Annotated in this window: 18 protein-coding genes; 6 read left to right on the top strand and 12 right to left on the bottom strand. The window is 61.1% G+C overall.

Annotation, left to right across the window (positions count from 1 at the left end):
- Nucleotides 1–61: 61 nt before the first annotated feature.
- Together greA and KYT97_RS28500 are read right to left on the bottom strand one after the other, a co-directional pair.
- Nucleotides 62–556, bottom strand: coding sequence for a transcription elongation factor GreA (gene greA / locus KYT97_RS28505; protein ID WP_033234619.1), 495 nt, complete (start codon nt 554–556; stop codon nt 62–64).
- Nucleotides 557–843: 287 nt separating this feature from the next.
- The gene (locus KYT97_RS28500) at nt 844–1269 is read right to left on the bottom strand and encodes a DUF4307 domain-containing protein (RefSeq protein WP_033234528.1); all 426 of its coding nucleotides are present in this window, start codon (nt 1267–1269) and stop codon (nt 844–846) included.
- Nucleotides 1270–1453: 184 nt separating this feature from the next.
- On the opposite strand from KYT97_RS28500, the gene mca reads away from it, so the two are divergent.
- From mca to KYT97_RS28485, 3 genes are read left to right on the top strand one after another with little or no spacing between them, the layout of a single operon-like run.
- On the top strand, nt 1454–2326 hold the full coding sequence (gene mca, locus KYT97_RS28495; RefSeq protein ID WP_033234618.1) for a mycothiol conjugate amidase Mca: 873 nt from the start codon (nt 1454–1456) through the stop codon (nt 2324–2326).
- Between the two features lie 2 nt (nt 2327–2328).
- On the top strand, nt 2329–2643 hold the full coding sequence (locus KYT97_RS28490) for a hypothetical protein (protein ID WP_219111408.1): 315 nt from the start codon (nt 2329–2331) through the stop codon (nt 2641–2643).
- 19 nt (nt 2644–2662) lie between these two features.
- A complete protein-coding gene (locus tag KYT97_RS28485; protein WP_219111403.1) occupies nt 2663–4672 on the top strand; it encodes a thioredoxin domain-containing protein in 2010 nt (669 codons plus the stop codon).
- Nucleotides 4673–4677: 5 nt separating this feature from the next.
- Here KYT97_RS28485 and KYT97_RS28480 read toward each other — a convergent pair whose 3' ends face one another.
- Nucleotides 4678–6186, bottom strand: a complete 1509-nt coding sequence (locus KYT97_RS28480; protein ID WP_219111401.1) for an aldehyde dehydrogenase family protein — start codon at nt 6184–6186, stop codon at nt 4678–4680.
- Nucleotides 6187–6313: 127 nt separating this feature from the next.
- Here KYT97_RS28480 and KYT97_RS28475 point away from each other — a divergent pair, with 127 nt between their 5' ends.
- Both KYT97_RS28475 and KYT97_RS28470 read left to right on the top strand, forming a co-directional pair.
- Nucleotides 6314–7456, top strand: a complete 1143-nt coding sequence (locus KYT97_RS28475) for an acyl-CoA dehydrogenase family protein (RefSeq protein WP_219111399.1) — start codon at nt 6314–6316, stop codon at nt 7454–7456.
- Nucleotides 7457–7465: 9 nt separating this feature from the next.
- The gene (locus KYT97_RS28470) at nt 7466–8158 is read left to right on the top strand and encodes a GntR family transcriptional regulator (RefSeq protein WP_033234523.1); all 693 of its coding nucleotides are present in this window, start codon (nt 7466–7468) and stop codon (nt 8156–8158) included.
- Between the two features lie 16 nt (nt 8159–8174).
- On the opposite strand, the gene KYT97_RS28465 is transcribed toward KYT97_RS28470, so the two are convergent.
- Entirely contained in the window at nt 8175–8795 is a 621-nt protein-coding gene (locus KYT97_RS28465; protein WP_219111397.1) for a TetR/AcrR family transcriptional regulator, read from the bottom strand.
- 147 nt (nt 8796–8942) lie between these two features.
- Here KYT97_RS28465 and KYT97_RS28460 point away from each other — a divergent pair, with 147 nt between their 5' ends.
- Entirely contained in the window at nt 8943–9725 is a 783-nt protein-coding gene (locus KYT97_RS28460) for an oxygenase MpaB family protein (RefSeq protein WP_219113178.1), read from the top strand.
- Between the two features lie 16 nt (nt 9726–9741).
- On the opposite strand, the gene KYT97_RS28455 is transcribed toward KYT97_RS28460, so the two are convergent.
- The 8 genes from KYT97_RS28455 to KYT97_RS28420 are packed head-to-tail and all read right to left on the bottom strand — an operon-like array spanning nt 9742 to nt 17923.
- Nucleotides 9742–10647 (bottom strand): oxygenase MpaB family protein, encoded by a 906-nt coding sequence (locus KYT97_RS28455; RefSeq protein ID WP_219111393.1) that lies wholly within the window; start codon nt 10645–10647, stop codon nt 9742–9744.
- Nucleotides 10648–10655: 8 nt separating this feature from the next.
- On the bottom strand, nt 10656–11213 hold the full coding sequence (locus tag KYT97_RS28450; protein ID WP_219111391.1) for a mce associated protein mas1a: 558 nt from the start codon (nt 11211–11213) through the stop codon (nt 10656–10658).
- A complete protein-coding gene (locus tag KYT97_RS28445; protein ID WP_219111389.1) occupies nt 11200–12420 on the bottom strand; it encodes an MlaD family protein in 1221 nt (406 codons plus the stop codon). The genes KYT97_RS28450 and KYT97_RS28445 overlap by 14 nt, the downstream gene beginning before the upstream one ends.
- Nucleotides 12417–13484, bottom strand: coding sequence for an MCE family protein (locus KYT97_RS28440; protein WP_245005947.1), 1068 nt, complete (start codon nt 13482–13484; stop codon nt 12417–12419). Before KYT97_RS28440 ends, KYT97_RS28445 begins: the two co-directional genes overlap by 4 nt.
- Nucleotides 13484–14581 carry an MCE family protein gene (locus KYT97_RS28435; RefSeq protein ID WP_092807124.1) on the bottom strand — a complete coding sequence of 366 codons (1098 nt, stop codon included), beginning with the start codon at nt 14579–14581 and terminating at the stop codon, nt 13484–13486. The genes KYT97_RS28440 and KYT97_RS28435 overlap by 1 nt, the downstream gene beginning before the upstream one ends.
- On the bottom strand, nt 14578–15633 hold the full coding sequence (locus tag KYT97_RS28430) for an MCE family protein (protein WP_092807367.1): 1056 nt from the start codon (nt 15631–15633) through the stop codon (nt 14578–14580). The genes KYT97_RS28435 and KYT97_RS28430 overlap by 4 nt, the downstream gene beginning before the upstream one ends.
- Nucleotides 15633–16676, bottom strand: coding sequence for an MCE family protein (locus KYT97_RS28425; protein WP_033234517.1), 1044 nt, complete (start codon nt 16674–16676; stop codon nt 15633–15635). Before KYT97_RS28425 ends, KYT97_RS28430 begins: the two co-directional genes overlap by 1 nt.
- Nucleotides 16673–17923, bottom strand: a complete 1251-nt coding sequence (locus KYT97_RS28420) for an MCE family protein (protein ID WP_033234516.1) — start codon at nt 17921–17923, stop codon at nt 16673–16675. The genes KYT97_RS28425 and KYT97_RS28420 overlap by 4 nt, the downstream gene beginning before the upstream one ends.

Raw genomic sequence — 17923 nt, 5'->3', positions numbered from 1 at the left:
GCAAGAAAAAACGTCGCCCGGACGAGTAGGTCCGGGCGACGTTTGTTTCGTGTGTAACCGATCAGCTGTGGTACGGCTCCGCGCTAACGAGGGTGACCTTCATGGTGCCGCCGTTAGGCAGGTTGTACTCGCGAGTCTCGCCTTCCTTGGCCTCGAGAAGTGCGCTACCCAGCGGAGAGTTGGGGGAGTACACCTCGAGCTTGGCGTCACGCGCGCCCTCTTCGCGGGTTGCGATCAGGAAGGTCTCGGTGTCGCTCTCGTCGCCGTCGTAGTACACCTTCACTACCGAACCCGGGAGTGCAACACCGGACTGAGTGGGTGCTTCGCCGACCTTTGCGCTGTTGAGCAGATCCTGAAGCTGGCGGATACGAGCTTCCTGCTGCCCCTGATCCTCACGTGCAGCGTGGTAGCCGCCGTTCTCCTTCAGATCGCCCTCTTCGCGACGCTCGTTGATCTCGGCGGCGATGATGGGGCGGTACGCGATGAGCTGGTCGAGTTCCTTCTTGAGCCTGTCATGTGATTCCTGCGTAAGCCAGGTCACCTGGGTCTCGGTCATCTCGATCACTCCCTAGTAGTCGGAGCCGGGGGCTCCCTCGACAGATCACTGCGACAGCAATGAACTCACCGCAACAGCACTGAACTCACTGCAACAGCAATAAACAACGGCTCGAACGCGCCTGGGCTAGGCGTGATCTTGCCGTCAGCGCTGCGCTCGACGCCAACCTGGCCGTCAATGCAGCAATACACGGTTCCACCCGGAACCGTGTACCAAGCAATTCTATCACGCAGGACTACCCGCCCTGTCGGAACTCAAACGTCGGACAGGGCGGGTAGTAGGCGCAGTCAGTTTTTGGTCAGATACTCCGGGACGTCGAGGCTGCATCCGAAGACGTCGGCCATGCCTGGTGGGAGGGACGTTTTGATCTCGGTGTTGAACTCCAAGGTCTGGTACGTCGTAGCGGGAACGTAAACCTCGCGTCGACCGGTTTCGGATCCACCCTTGGAGCGGGCGCGAACGATGCACACAGCTTCCTGGCTCGGATCGTCACGCGTGACGGTGAACCGGATCTTCATGGTCGAGTCGTCGGCGATGTCGTACGAGATCGTTTCGGTCGTGATCTCTTTCACCGAGAATTTGGTGTATCCGACGTAGGCGATACCGGTGCCCACAACGATGACGAGGGCGGTCAGAGCCCACACGATCCACTTCTTGGAACCGCCCGTGCGAGTCGCGCTCGGGTACCGATCTTGGGGAAGCGTATTACTCATCACTCTGCTCTCGAAGACTCGAGTTCGTGTTCTACGCAACCGCGGACTGGGGTCATGGCTGCATCAGGAACTCTCGGGTGGAACTATAGAGGACGCGCCCACTGGCGCTGCCGGTAGGTTTGACGGCAAGAGTTCGGAGCAGACGCCGGTAACGGCTACAGGTGAAGTTGAGGTGAACGAACACGTGAGCGGATTCCGGCTCATGGCCGTCCATGCCCATCCCGACGACGAGTCGAGCAAGGGTGCGGCCACCACCGCCCGTTATGCAGCCGAAGGCCATGAAGTGATGGTCCTGACGCTCACCGGGGGTGAACGTGGCGACATTCTCAACCCGGCCATGGATGTCCCCGGCGTCCGCGACCGCATCAGCGAGGTGCGCCAGGAAGAAATGGCGGAAGCTGCGCGGATTCTGGGCGTCAAGCACCGCTGGCTGGGCTTCGTCGACTCGGGCCTGCCCGAGGGTGATCCGTTGCCGCCGCTTCCGGAGGGCTGCTTTGCGCTGGTGCCGCTCGAGGAATCGACGCGCGCACTGGTCAAGGTGTTCCGCGAATTCCGTCCACACGTCATCACGACGTACGACGAGAACGGTGGATACCCGCACCCCGACCACATTCGGTGCCACGAGGTGTCGATGGCTGCGTACGAAGCGGCTGCCGACCCGGAATATCATCCCGAGGACGGCGAACCGTGGGAGATCAAGAAGGTCTACTACTCGCACGGCTTCATCCGTAAGCGTCTCGAACTTTTCCAAGAGGAGTACGAGCGCCGCGGCGAGCCGTTCCCCATGGCGGATTGGCTCAAGAAGTGGAAGACCGAGCGCGGTGACATGATGGTCCGGGTCACCACCCAGATCGCCTGCGGCGATTACTTCCCCCAGCGCGACGACGCTTTGCGTGCGCATGCGACGCAGATCGACCCCAACGGTTCGTTCTTTGCGGTGCCGCTCGATATTCAGCAGAAGATCTGGCCCACAGAAGAATTCGAACTCGCGAAGACGCGGGTTTCTACGTCCATCCCGGAAACCGACCTGTTCGCAGGTCTTGAAGAGGACGTCTGAAAGTGAATGCACTGTCCGCCGAGTTGGTAATCGGCACAACACAATTGCTTGCACAGAGCCCGAGTAACCCCTCGGGCCCTGAGTTCGGCAAGTCGTCGCCGGTCGGACTGGTTGTCGTCTTGGCATTGTTCATCGGTGTGATCCTGTTGGTCGTGTCGATGAACCGTCAGCTCAAGAAGTTGCCGGAAACTTTCGAACCCGAACACCCGGAAGCCGATCAGCAGTTGGATGAAGGAACGGATCGTGGTGCGATCGCCACGCCGGAAACGGATGCCGGCGACGCATCAGCCGAGAAGACTCCCAAGCACGAATCCTGACGCGAGCGAGGTATGGCACATGGACCCACGGATGAAGAACAATCTGGGTGGGTCCACCAGTCCCTACCTTCGTCAGCACGCCAACAATCCGGTCCACTGGCAGCAGTGGGGGCCGGAGGCCATGGAGTGGGCACGCGAACGTAACGTGCCGATTCTGTTGTCGATCGGATACTCGGCGTGCCACTGGTGCCACGTGATGGCCCACGAATCGTTCGAGAACGGCGACATCGCGGCGGTCATGAACGACAACTTCGTCTGTGTGAAGGTGGACCGCGAAGAGCGGCCTGACATCGACGCCGTCTACATGAATGCCACGGTCGCGATGACCGGTCAGGGTGGCTGGCCGATGACGTGTTTCCTGACTCCTGACGGTTCGCCGTTCTACTGCGGCACGTACTACCCGCCGGCGCCGCGCGGTGGAATGCCTTCGTTCATACAGCTTCTCGAAGCGATTGCCGAGACATTTGCCAACCGTCGCGGCGAGGTCGACGATGCTGCGTCGTCGATCGTGACGGAGTTGGCGCGCGCGTCGGGTGGAATCCCGTACAGCGGTGCGCCGATCGATGCCGCGCTCCTCGACGGAGCGGGCCAGGCAGTATTGGCGGATGAGGACCTGCCCCGCGGCGGTTTCGGCGGCGCCCCGAAGTTTCCGCCGTCCGCGTTGCTCGAAGGACTGCTGCGGCAGTTCGAGCGGACCGGTTCGAACAATATTCTCGGTGGACTGCAGCGCACTGGTGAAGCCATGGCGCGCGGCGGCATCTACGACCAGTTGGGCGGCGGTTTCTCCCGTTACTCCGTCGACGCGGAGTGGGTGGTTCCGCATTTCGAGAAGATGCTCTACGACAATGCGTTGCTGCTCCGGTTCTACGCGCACTGGGCACGTCGGACGGGTTCCGAGTTGGCAGCCCGCATCACGGAGGAAACCGCAGGATTTATTCTCGGCGATCTGCGAACCGAAAACGGCTGCTTCGCTTCGGCTCTGGACGCGGACACCAACGGCGTCGAAGGATTGACCTATGTGTGGACGCCCAGCCAGCTGATCGATGCGCTCGGCGAGGACGACGGACGGTGGGCGGCAGAGTTGTTCCGCGTCACCGACGACGGAACCTTCGAAGAAGGTGCATCGGTGTTGCAGTTGCTCAGCGATCCCGACGATTGGTCGCGCTGGCAGAAGGTTTCCGACGCACTGCGCGCAGTGCGAAAAGACCGTCCGCAGCCTGGCCGAGACGACAAAGTCGTGACCGCATGGAACGGGCTCAGCATCACCGCCTTGACGGAAGCCGGGCTTGCACTGAATCGACCCGAATGGATTGACGCTGCACGGGTGTGCGCGCACGCCCTTCTCGGCCTGCATCTCGTTGACGGCAGATTGCGCCGCGCATCTCTCGGTGGCGTTGTCGGTGAGCCCGCCGGGGTCCTCGAGGACTACGCAGCCCTGGCCACCGGACTCCTCGCGCTGTACCAGGCAACCGGGGAATCGGAGTGGCTCGACACCGCCCGGCAGTTGCTCGATCTCACTCTCGATCATTTTGCCGACCCAGCCGAGCCCGGAAGTTGGTTCGACACAGCAGATTTTGCCGAAAGCTTGGTGACCCGACCCCGCGATCCGATGGACGGCGCAACACCGTCGGGAGCGTCAACTGTCACGGAGGCGCTGTTGACGGCGGCTGCGCTCACCGAACCCGAGCGTGCCTCCCGCTATGCCCAAGCCGTATCCGACTCCCTTGCACGCGCAACGTTGCCGCTCGAGCGGGCTCCGCGCTCGGCCGGGCATTGGCTCGCGGTGGCGGAAGCATCGCTGCGCGGGCCGATCCAGGTAGCTGTTGTGGGTGACGGTGATCTGCTGGACGCGGCCCGTCGCCTCGCCCCCGGCGGCGCCGTGATCGTCGCAGGTGAGCCGGATTCCTCACCGCTGCTGGCAGATCGGCCTCTGGTCGACGGCGCTCAAGCGGCCTACGTCTGCCGAGGCTTCGTCTGTGACCGCCCGGTCACAGACGAAGCAGGCTTGGCGCTTGCGCTGGCGCAGTAACCTGGTCAGGACTTGGCGTGCCGCTTTGCCAACATCCAGCGCGAGATCTTCATGTCGCGCGCCTTCCGCTCGATGGTCAGTAGATCCAGTGGTGCGCTGAACTTCTGAACTGCCATCGATTTGACGCTGCTGAACTCGCGCAGTCCGTCTGCCCCGTGGATGCGGCCGAATCCGGAATCACCGACACCGCCGAACGGGAGGGCGGCGATTCCGGCAAATCCGAGAACCGAATTGACGGTGACCACACCACATTCGAGTTTCTCGGCAATTGCCCGCCCCTTCGATGTGCTCTTCGTGAACACCGACGCGCCCAATCCGTACTTCGACGCGTTGGCGCGCTCGATGCCTTCGTTCATGTCGGCAACCTTGTTCACCACGACGCTCGGTCCGAACGTTTCCTCGGTGACCGCGGTGGAATCTTCCGGTACGTCGGTCAGGACGATCGGGTCGATGAACGGGCCACGGAAGGACTCGAGGCCGCCGAGAACAGCTTTGGCTCCTCGGCCGAGCGCGTCTTCGATCTGACCTCGCACGATCGCCGTCTGCTTGCCCAGCGTCATGGGGCCGTAGGTCGAACCGGCGTGGGCATCGCGCAGCGCCGCAGTGAGTTTCGACAGGAAGGCGTCGTAGACCGGGGCGGCGACGTAGATGCGCTCGACACCGGCGCAGGTTTGACCGGCGTTGCCGACCGCACCGAATGCCGCGAAGGCTACGGCGGCATCAAGATTGGCGTCGGAATCCACCAGCATGGCGTCCTTGCCGCCGCACTCGGCAACCAGGGGAGTCAGGGTATCGGCGCAGGCAGCCATGACGCGTTTTGCGGTGGCCGTCGAGCCGGTGAACGCAATCTTGTTCACCCCGGACGAACACAGCAGTGCGCCGGTCTTGCCGTCGCCGGTAATCGTTTGGAGGACAGGATGTCCGGGTGCTGCGAGGTTCCACAGCCGAGCCAGTTCGACGCCGACGCCTGGTGAGAGTTCGCTTGGCTTGAAGACGACGGCGTTGCCGGCGGCCAGTGCGTAGCCGATCGACCCCATCGGTGTGTACAGCGGATAGTTCCACGGACCGATCACACCGACGACGCCCATCGGCCGATAGCCGACGGAGGCGGATTGGTTGGCGCTGATCAAGCCTGCACCGACGCGTCTGCGGCGCAGGACCTTCTGTGCGTTGCGGGCGGCCCAGTCGAGATGTTCGACTGCCAACATCACTTCGAGTAGCGCGTCGTCGCTCGGCTTTCCGGTTTCCGCGGAGATGATCGACGCCATCGAATCCGCATGGGAGGCAATGGCAGCCCGGAAGTCACCGAGGACTTTCTTTCGCCCTGCAAAACCGAGTTGATCCCACCACGCCGCTGCGGTGTGTGCTGCGGCCACGGCCTTGTCGACCGCCTGCTGATCGGCGACGGGGTACTGCGCGATCACGGTGTCATCGCGAGGGTCGAGGCTCGCGAAGGTGGGATCGCCTGACGTCGAATCTGTGGACGTGCTGTGTCGGCCGAGCTGTTCGGTCATATTTCTCAGATCCTCCAGGAGTCGACGCATCACATATATGTGATGTGATTTACTGTGCTGGTAGTCACAGTATGCGTCGGACGGAGCTCCGACAAGCCTCCAGCCATTTCTCACCCGGGAGTTTTCGATGCACATGGATTTCACGCAGGAGCAGTCTGATTTTGCCAAGTCGGTGGCCGCGTTCTGCAAGAAGGAAAGCGGTACGCGCGAGCAGCGAGACCTGCTGACCGATCACGGAGCGCACAACCACAATCAGGCGTACTACGAGAAAATGGCGGAACTGGGATGGCTTGGACTGACTGTGCCGGAGGAGTACGGCGGATCGGCCGGCAGCACGGTTGACCTGTGCATCTTCCTCGAGGAAGCGGCCAAGGGGATGGCGCCGATCGGCGGACTCGGCCCGACGGTTATCACGGGGGCGGCGTACGAGAAGTTCGGCAGTCCGGCGCAGAAGGAAGCGGTACTCGGCGGCATCGTTCGAGGGGCGTCGCAGTCGATCTCGATGTCGGAACCCGAGGCGGGCTCGGACGTCGGTAACTTGAGTTGCCGTGCCGAGAAGGTCGACGGTGGATGGCTGATCAACGGACAGAAGACGTGGTGCTCCAATGCGCACTTCGCCGAGAACATCCTGCTCGTCGCTCGTACGTCGAGAGGTGAGGGCAAGCACGAGGGCCTGACGATGTTCCACGTTCCGGCAGATATTTCCGGCCTGAAGATCAGCGGAATCGCCACGATGGGCGGCAAGGAGGTCAACGACCTCTACTTCACCGACGTCCTGCTGCCTGACGACGCTGTGGTCGGCGAGGTCGGCAACGGCTGGCGTCAACTCATGGCCGGACTCAACATCGAACGGCTCATCCTCGCGGCGATGATGCTCGGAACGGCGCAGCGCGCTTTCGACGACACTCTCGAATTCATCACCACCCGTAAGCAATTCGGTCGTCCTGTCGGTTCGTTCCAGGCGCTTCGGCACCGCGTCGCGGATCTGGCTACGGAGATCGAATGCGGCCGACTGCTGGTCTACAGCGTCGCCAGGATGGTCGACGCCAATCCGACGAAGATGTTCCCGCGCGAGGCGTCGATGGCAAAACTGAAGCTCACCGAAACCGCCAAGAAGGTTGCGCTCGAGGGCATGCAGATGATGGGTGGGTACGGTTACGCCACGGAATTCGACATGGAGCATCATGTGCGAAAGACTCTGGTGTCTTCCATTTATGGTGGTACCAACGAGATTCAGCGAGACATCATCGGCAAAACGTACGGACTGTGAGGATCGGTTGTGGCAACGTCTGCACGCACTCGGAGGGTGACGTCTGAGCTGAGGAGACGGCCACAGCTGTCCGAGGATGTGGCGAACCATGTTCGCAACCTCATCATGTCCGGGGAGGTTCGTCCGGGCGAGTTCGTTCGCCTCGACGAAACCGCAGCCGACCTCGGGGTCAGCGTCACGCCAGTTCGGGAGGCTCTGGTCGCGTTGCGCGGCGAGGGGATGGTCGAGTTGGTTCCCCACCGTGGCTATCTGGTATCGCCGCTCAGTCGCCAGGACATCGAAGACATCTTCTGGTTGCAGGGGCAGATTGCAGTCAAACTGGCGTTGCGGGCCGCTGACAAGATCACCGCTGACCAGCTTGCAGAGTTGGTCGAGCTCAATGCCGATTTACGGGCAGCGGTCGACGCGTCGGATGCGGCTGCGATCGAGCAGTGCGAATTCCAATTTCACCGCCTGATCAATCTTGCTGCGGGCGGGGCAAAATTGGCGTGGTTCCTGTTCGGTGCAATCCGCTACACCCCGGCGCGGCTGTACGCGACCGACGCGGGCTGGGGTGAGCTTGCGGTGTCGAGCCACGACAAGTTGATCGAGGCGTTCGAGAAACGAGACCTCGAGCAAGTGGACGCGCAGATGCGAGTTCAGTTCTCCGACGGTGCCGCTCGTCTGCTCGCCCACCTCGACAACATCGGCCTCTGGGACTGAGCTTCGAGTAGGGCCCTCAGGACGGCGGCATTACGGGAGCGAGCAGGATCGCCGCACATTCGGCAACCAGTTCGTCTTCCGTGACGTCGATGTATCCGTCGAGCCATGCGCTCAGCGTTTGAGCGAGGCCGCCGACCAGGAAGGTTGCCGTCAGCGTCAGCTGGCCGCTGTCGCCGAGTCGGTAGAAGCTCTTGGCGTTGGCGGCGAGGAGACCGATGAATATCGTGGTCGACGCCCGGCGTTTCTCGACGAGGAGCGGGCTTGTGAGCGCGCTCGAGAAGAGTAGTCGCCCGCGCCTTGGGTCGCGGGCAACGGTGCGGACGATGTTGGCTATGGCCGCCACTGCCTTGTCTCGTTCGGCGTCGGCCGCGTCCACTGCTGCCTGGGTGGAGACGGCGATATCCGTGATGACCGTGTCGTACACCGCGGAGATCAGAGCGTCGCGGTCGGTGAAGCTCTCGTAGAAGTACCGGGCAGCTACACCAGCCTGTTTGCACACCCCACGCACTGTCAGTTCGGGTTCGGCTGATCCCATCAGTTCGAGCCCGGCTTCGATCAGCGTCTCGCGGCGCGCAGCGACGCGGAGGGCGCCGTCGACGCCACCGTACAAACGCGGTTGGTCATTCATGTAGACCATCTTGGCATCTCGAAGCTATTGACATCGTGAGGTTTCAGCGCTTCACTCATCTGAGAACACGCGTTCGCAGATATCCGACTCGAAGGGGTTAATGCCGTGACGGTGAGTAGAGATTCGATCGACATCGATGCTGAGGTCGAGAAGGCGATGTCCGGGTTGGGACTGTTGGCCGCCGGCGCAAACGTGATCATGCAACTTGCGCGCCCCGCGGTGGGTTACGGCGTGTACGAGAGCAAGGTCGAGACCGGCAGGTTGGACCGTCATCCGGTCAAGCGCACTCGCACAACGCTGACCTACCTGGCGGTGGCAAGCCTCGCCACCGAGGACGAGAAGAAGCAGTACCGGCGCGCAGTCAACGGAGCACACAAGTATGTCCGTTCGGACGAGAACAGTGCCGTCGAGTACAACGCGTTCGACCCCGAACTCCAGTTGTGGGTTGCTGCCTGCCTGTACCGCGGCTTCGAGGACGTCTACAAGGCACTGTACGGAGATCTCGACCCCGCAACCCAGGACGCCTTCTATCAGCGTAGTTCAAGTTTCGGCACCACCCTCCAGATGCGCCGAGACATGTGGCCGGTGGACCGAGATGCGTTCGAGGTCTACTGGAACGAGAACCTGAACAAGGTCAGCATCGACGACACGATCCGTGAGCACCTGTACGGGATCGCATCGGCTACTTTCACCCCGAAGCTGTTGCATCCCTTGGTCGGCCCGCTCAATCGCTTTCTCACGACGGGATTCCTGCCGCAATCCTTCCGGGACGAAATGCGCCTCCCGTGGTCCGAACGGAGGCAGCGCGGATTCGACCGATCGATGCGCGTCGCGGCGGCAGTCAATCGAGTTACCCCGAAGGTCATTCGCATGTTCCCGTACAACTTCTACCTGTGGGATGTGCGTCGCCGGATAGCCAAGGGGATTCCGTTGGTCTGACGGGACAGTCCACAGTTCAGACGAGGTTCTTGCTTCGCTTGATCCGGCGACGGAGGTCGCGCATCTGAATGGTGTTGCCTGCCTGCCGGATCGATCGAGGTATGAATCTGTTGACGAAGGACACGAAGATGAAGAGATGTTCGAAGCGTCGACGGTCGTCCTCGGTCCACTCGAGTCCGAGTTGGTCACGGTAGATCGGGGGAAGAAACCCGATTGTCAGGAATCGCAGCAGGTTTCGAAACACCAGGCGCAGTGGCCAGGCAATCATGCGTAAGTCGATCAGATCGTTCAGATACCGGCTGGTGCGTTCGTCGATGATCACACGTTCGCAGCCGATGTTCCAGTACCGTTCGAAATCCGCGCGCGTGGCCGGCCACATCTCTTCGGTAACCTGCAGAGTGGTTCCCAGAGTAGAGGCGGATTGGTAGAACGACTCCGCTTGTTCTTCGGACATCACACCGTGCAGCAACTGGTGACTGTCTTCGAATCCGATGAACAGGCAAGCCGCGACCCATAATTGGAGTTCACGGTTGAAGGCGTTGTACTTGACCGGGCTGTTTGCATCTGACCGTACGTGCCGGTGCACCGAGTTGACTGCTTCGCGGTACGCCAGACGCTCTTCCTCGTTACCCAGAATCGCCACAGTCAGATATTGCGTGGTGGTCCGCGCGCGTTTCCACGGATGTGCCGTCAGAGCACCTGACTCGACCTTGCTTTCCATGACGCCGTACGCCACTTCCGGCCAGCCGAGTTGCAGGACGACGTTGGCGGCGGCGCCGGCAAACGACCAGAAGTCGAGCGCATCGGTGATGTGAGCAGGTTTCCGGGCCCACCGCCGGCGCAGGCCGGTGATGGTGATTCGCGTCTGATCGGTTCGAAGTGACGACTCGGTCTGTTCGGAATCCAGGTAATGAGTGGGCATCGACCCTCCTATTTCGTCTCTACGTTGCTGACGAGCCACTGGTCGTTCGATCGGACCATCGAGATGACCATCCGATACTTCTGCGCATTCCCTTGCGGCGCAGCAACATTTTTGGCTTCCTGATCGACGAACACCAGAACTGTTGCCGATGAACTGTCCATGGACTCGATACCTACGTGTGCCGCCGTAGCGGTTGCCTGCCCCTGCCCGCCGGCGACAACATCGCGCAGCGAATCGACCATGGTTCGGTAAGTGCCGGCAAACTCGTCGGTCGACATGGAGGCAATCGAGTCCTTGTTCGCGTCCAGATCCTGGTAATCGAAGGAAGACATGATGACCGAGTATTCGCGGGCAGTGTCGAGAGCTTCCTGGCGCAGAGTGTTGTCCTGGCTTTCCGAATACATCTGAAATCCCCACGCCGCCACTGCTGCGACCAGTGCCAGCGCCAATACGGCAGTCAGGGCGGTGCGCGGCGTCTTCAGGTGTCGCAGCAACGACGGACGGTCCGGCTGGTCACCCGATTCCTGCTCGGTCGTTTCCATCAGTGTGCTCTCAGCGGGTGCCATTTCCCAGTCCTTCCAACATCGATCTCCAATAGTCCAGTGCGTCTACGCCGGTCGGAATGAGAATGGGATCATCGACAACCGGCGGGCCGATCGGCGTGCCGGGGATGGTGGCATTCTGCAATCCGAGATCGTTCGGTCGCGGAGCATTCCGCGCTCCGCGTTGGACCAGATCATCGGCCGGTGGGCAGTACATCGCGAGGTTCGGGCTGGTGGGGGAGAGATCACCGACTTCGCGCCTGGGAGTGTCGTAGTTGCATACCGGTCCTTGTGTGGCGACCAGCGCAAAATCGGCGCGATCACCCTTCACGATCGAAGCCAGATCCGCGAGGCCTCGAGGGATCGTGACCAATCCCGTTTCCAGGGCATCCGTGCGGTCGGAGATGATCGGAGCAACTGTCACGAGATTGGCCAACACGGCTCCAAAAGTGTTGTGGTACTGGTCGAACAACTGTTGTGCACTGCTCAACGCTGCCGGTGAATGATCGGTGAGGTAGATCAGCACCGGCGCGTTGGAATCGAGTTGCTCGGTGAAGTTCTTGGCAGCCGACATCCCGCGGACAAACGAATCCGATTGTGTTGCCATGGAATCAACCAAGGTCGAGGTGCGTGAGAGCAGCGCCGCGAGTTCCGCGGACTGATCGTTCAACTGTGCGGACAGCGTCCCACCGTTCTCGATCATCGTGGACAGACTTGGGCCGAGTCCGTTGAACGAGTTTCCCAATTCGGTTCCGATGTCGCTGATCGCCTGCGGATCGAGACCCTCGAGCACATCCGACGCCTGAAGCATCAACTGGCTCATCTGAACCGGCTGTTGATCCGCCGGCATCGCGATCTCGTCGCCGTCCTGAAGGTAAGGTCCCTGATCGGTGTTGGGATAGATGTCCACGTTCTGGATTCCGGCGGCAGTTCCCATCGTCACTTTGGCAACACTGTCGGCGGGTATCTCGGCGTTTTCGTTGAGCGAGAGCTCTACGCGAGCGGAACGGGTACTCGAGTCGAGAGCAACGTCGCTGACCTTTCCCACCTGCACCCCGCGGTACGTGACCACCGTTCCCGCGGTCAGGCCGAAAGCGTCGGACATGGTGGCGTGCAGCCGGATGTGATCTCCGAAACCTTGTGGACCGACGACGTAGACGATGCCGAACGGAATGACGACGGCAGCGGTGAGCGCAAACAAGACAAGTTGCACGAGCGCAAGACGTTTCATCGTCGGCCTCCCTGCAGAAGATCGGTCAGAGTTCCGGGCGCCGCGATAGCGGCTGCGCCGCCGGCCATCCCACCGGTCCAGAGTTTGTCGATCGTGCCGGGAATGTCGAGGGCGCCGTCGAACATCAGGTAGTCGCCGCGCACCGCATAGGTGAAACTTTCGAGCATTCCGTTCATATTTGCCAGTGTCTGGCCCATCTCGGAGTTGAACGAATCGAGAGTCCCGACAACGGTCGACGCATCCTGGAGCATGCTGTCGAGCCCGCCCGGAGAGGAGTCGAGAATCGTGTTCGCGTTGACGGCGAGTTGAACCGTCGAGTTCAACAGGCTGGAAATCTGATCCTTCTGACCGACAAGAATCGACACCACCTGAGGGACGGAATCCAAATAGTTGTCGATGATCTCGCGTTGCCCGGCAAGCTGCGAGGAGACCCGAGCGGCGAGATCGACGGCCTCGTTGAACTCGTCCTGATGACTACTGGCTTCCGCCATGAGCGAGGTGAGAGTATCGGTCAGGGAGCGCACCTCACCGGACCGGCCGGAGAACGCAGTGTTGAGTTCCCTCACGACGGTATCGAGTTGGTCGATGCCGCTCCCGGTGAGAACTGTCCCGAGTGTCGCGAGTGCACTTTCCACCTGCGGGCCGATCTCGGTGCGGGACTCCGGAATGGTGTCACCGTCGCTCAACACCGAACTCGATGGTACTTCCGGCAGAAGTAGTCGAATGAACGGATTACCCAGCGCTGAGGGAAGTTCGACGGATGCTTCGACATTGTCCGGCAACTGAGTCGCAGTGTCCAGACTCAGACTCACCCGGGCTCCGACCACGTCTGCGGACAGTGCGGATACCCGTCCGATCACCTTCTGACCACTGCGGACGTCGGCTCCCAGAACAAGACCGTCAGCGCCCGCCAACTGCACTGCCACGGTGTACGCATCACCGTCTGCCGAGCGGCCCAACGGAAGATCCTGGATACCGGCGCTGCAACCGCCGAACGCAAAGACCACCGCGCAACCAACACCTACTGCCGCGACTGCGGTGAGTATCCGAACAGACTGTCGCATCAGTTGCCACCTCCCGAGGCCACGCCGCCGGATACCGCAGACGCGATTCCGAGCGGATCGGACGCACTGAGCGGGAAGGAAATGGGGTTGGTGAAGCCGGCACCGGTGCAGATCGGCAGCTTGTACGTCTCGCACAACGGTTGCGCCACAGCAAATTGCGTCAGTGCTGTCGAGACATTGAGTCGAATACGTCCACGCTGATCGGGGCCGATGGTGCCGGACAGGTTTGCCATCATCAACGGCACAAGGTCCATGAATTCGGCGAGACCCGGTTGTTTTGCCGCCAGTACGTCGCCGAGGACCGCAACGTTGCCGGCGATGGCACCGACGTCGTCGCCGTGAGTGGTCATGAAGCGCTCCAGCTGATCGAACACCACCTGCAAATCCTGAAGTGGTTGGGAGATGTCCATGTTCTGGCTCGACCACTGATCACCCAATTGGCCCAAGTCGCCGACAAGTTCGTCGAGACCGACCTGCCGGGCGTCGAGAGCGGCCATCAAGGTGCTGAGGTTGTCGACGAGTGCGCCGATGTCTTCGGACCGAGCACCGACTACTCCCGTTGCCGTACTGAGGTTTCGGATTGCCATGTTGAACTGATCGCCCTGGCCCGCCCACCCGGCCGCACCGCGACTGACAAGATCCCCGAGATTGCCGCCATCGCCCGCAAACGCTTCGGCCAAGGTGCTGACACTTCCCATCAAACCGTCGAAATCGATTGGGGAATGTGCGCGTTCGACGGGAATCTGATCGCCGTCTTCCAAAGTGTCTCCGCCGGTGTACGCCGGTCCGAGTTCGATGTGGCGATCACTGATCACCGAAGGATTGAGAACATACGCCGACGCATCTGCCGGAAGTTCCACGGAGGTCGGCATGGACATCGCCACCCGAACCGATGTTCCGCGGGGCTCGACCGACGTGACTGTCCCGACGCCGACACCGAGAACTGTGACCTTGCTTCCCTCGTAGATCCCCCCGACGTAACTGAAATCGGCGTAGACGGTCTTCGACTGATCGGTTCGTCCGAAGATGTACCAGCCTGGCAGCGCGATCGCGAGGGTCACGACGAGCAGGGCAGTGACGGCTTTTCGTGGATTCACTTGCAGCCCTCCATGATGCCGAGCGCGCAGAGTAGATTGTCCGGAATCACGGCTGCCGGTGCGTTGACGTCGGTCCAGTCGCCCGTGCCGGTGGCGTCGGTGACCGAGCGCAATGCAGACGGAAGACGTGTCATCAGCAGGTCGATCTGATCGGCATTGTTCTTCAGCGTTGTGGTGACGGCGACCAGGTTGTCTGTCAGTGCTCCGAATTCGCCCTCGCGTGCGGTGAACGTAGTGGAAAGCTTCGAGATGATGATCGTCAGGTTGTCGACGAGTTGAGTGAGGGCGTCCTTGCGCATGGCAAGTGTGCGCACGATGGTCTGAGCGTTTGCAGCCGTGTTCACTATCGAATCAGTCTGCGCCACAGCCATGTCCGACAGCTCTCGCGACATCGTCAGAATTTGGTCGATCTGCTCGCCGTTCTGTGCGAAGGCTGCGGAGGCACCACTGATTCCGGCCAGCGCTCGGCCCACCTGATCGGAGTCGGTCGGAATCACCTGCGAGAGAGTGTCCATCATCGACTCCATCGCTTGCAGATCTACGCCGGTTGCCGCGTGGGTTGCGTCGGCGCTGACGTCGTCGAGGCTGTACGGCACCGTTGTTCGCGAGAGTGGGATGACGCGTCCGTCGTTGTCGTCCACAACACCGGCAGGCACCACTTCGAGGTAACGCTTACCCAGGACGGTCTTGAGTCGGACGGTGGCGGTGCTCTGGTTGCCCAACGGTTGATCCTTGTCCAGGCGGAAGCTGACGATCACGTGGTCTCCGGCAAGTTCGATGGAATCCACCCGTCCGGCGGGAACTCCGGCTACGTACACCGGGTCGGTGTCGGAAAGGCCACTGGCATTGGCAAATTCAGCTGTGTATGCCGACGTTCGAACGTTGTACCAGAGTTTCGGAATACCCAGCGCGGCAGCCAGTCCGACCACCAGAACAAAGATCCCGAGGCTGCCCAACGCCAAAGCAGTTCCGCTGCCGCTCTGGCGACGGTCCCCTTTGAACAGAAAGAGCATGATGCCGACAAAAACGTCGATCAGCTTGACCAGAAACATCATGAGCACACCGGCGAATGTGTTGCGCCGAAGATGTTGGCTTCCACGTCCCCTGCCTTCAGTGTGAAATTGCACAGATAAAGATTGATGAAACTTCCGTAGCTGCCGATCCTGTTTGCGGCATCGGCAAACTGGGGGAGGTTCGCGACAAGTCGATTGAATTCGTCGGTGCTCGCAATCCAACCGGCGGTCACATTTTCGAGTTGCGCAACCGTCGTGCCGAAAGATCCGTTCGATCCGGTCATCAGCTGAGCCAACGACGAGACGGTGCGGTTTCCCTGATCCAGAAGTGTGGCAAGTTGGTCGTTCTGTTCGACAACCGAGGTACTGAGACCGTTCAAACCGTCAAGGAGGCTGACCATTTCGGGTTGGCGATCGTCGACGGAGGTGAGGAGTGTGTTCATGTTCGTCAACAGTTGCGCAAAAACATCTTGGCGGTCGACGAGACCTGATGTCATGACGGCGATCTGGTCGAGAAGCGCGGAGATCGCGCCACCTTGCCCGTTGAACGTTTCGACAAAACTCCGAGTGAGTGTGTTGACCTGCTCGGGTTGTAATGCGGCAAACAGTGGTTTGAAGCCGTTCATCAACGCGGTCAGGTTGATCGGGGGCGTTGTCTGCGTCAGCGGAACAGTCCCACCAGGTTCCAGCGTTCTCGCTGACACCGATGCTGGTCCCGAGTGCGCATCGTCATTGTGAGTCAGTGCGAGGTAGCGGGCGCCCAACATGTCGCCGTAGCGGACGGTAGCCCGAACGTCGGACGCGAGAGAATACTGCGATTCGATCTCCACGTCGACGATCGCTTTGCTTGTGCCACCACCGTTGTCGGCAAACGCGACCGAGTCCACCCTGCCGATCCGGACACCCGACATGGTCACCGGATTACCGGGATTCAAGCCCTCCACGTCCGTGAACTCGAACGAATAGGAAGCGGTGTCCCCACGAACCGGTACCGACAGCGTGTTTGCCACGAACGACGCGCACGCGAGCCCGGTGATACAGAACAGTGACAAGCGAACTACCTGAGCGGTCCGAATTTTCACGGAATACTCACCTCGTTTCCCCGGACCAACGGCCCCAACATGAGAGTTGTTGCGGGGTTGGGAGCGGTGGCATCGCCGGCCGTGTTGTCGAGTGGCGTGTTGTCGAGTGGCGGGTTGCCGAGCAGCTGATCCTCGAGAAAGAGAAGCGCTGAGGCTTCGTCAGCGCCACCGGTAACCGGAATCAGAGTGGTGCCCGAACTCAGATTGGTACCCGAACACTGCGCGCCGCGCTCATCCACGTACTGAGGGCAATCCTCGCCTGTGTACGGAAGCGGATCGGCAAACGTGGGAACTGCTGTGATGTTGAATTTTCCGGTGGAGAATACCCGCGCACCGGCGGCGCCGAAAGCGCCGGCATTGGCCAGAGTGGAGCGTAGGCCTTCGGGGTTGGCTGCTGTTGTTGCGAGTATCTTTCCGGTGGAGTCGATGACGGTGATGATGTTGCCGGTGTTCTCGGCGACAAAGTTGTCGAGCGTCGCGGCGAAGACCGCGGCCGCACTCATCGACCTCTCGAGGTTTTCCTGGTTGGCGACCATGCTGTTGGAGACTGACGTGGCCGCTGCAAGGGTGTCGAGTATGTCGGGAGTTGCGCGGTCCAATGCGTCGACAACCGACGTGAATTCCGGTGTCGAATCGAGGAATTGGTGTGCCGCCGGTGTCAGCACTGCCGAGGCGGCGCTGAGATTGTCGATAGTGGCACCGATTTCGGCGCCGTTCCCGTCCAAGGCCTGACCCAGCGCGGTCAGAGCGGTGTGCATTTTCTCGGGGCGCATCGCGGTGAGTACCGACACCAGTTCGGTGTACACGTCGTAGAGTGCGACGGCTTCGGGACCGGTGTCCATGGGGATGGTGTCGCCCTGCGACAGCGTTGTCTGACTCTGGGCATTCGGATTGTCGACAAGCTGCATGTAGATGTCGCCGAAAAATGTCCGGGGTACTACCCGTGCCACGACGTCTGCCGGGATCTTCGACGCTTCACCGGTATCGATCTGCAGCTGCACCACCGATTCTGTAGTACCCGAATCGATGTCGCCGATGCGGCCGATATTGACCCCGTGGTATCGAACCGGGGCCTCGCCACTGATCAACCCGGCGTCGGCAGGAACCGCGACGTACACATCGGTGCTGCGTTCGAGATTGCCCGAGCCGCGCAACACCATGGCGACGGCGGCGACGACGGCTACCGCTATAGCCACCGCGCCGCGCAGTGCGTAGGCCATCTTGGTGCGCGTAGTAAGTCTGTCCAC

Origin of the sequence: Rhodococcus globerulus, assembly GCF_019334125.1 — a bacterium.
Taxonomy (GTDB): domain Bacteria; phylum Actinomycetota; class Actinomycetes; order Mycobacteriales; family Mycobacteriaceae; genus Rhodococcus_F; species Rhodococcus_F globerula.
This window is presented reverse-complemented; position numbering and strand designations above follow the sequence as displayed.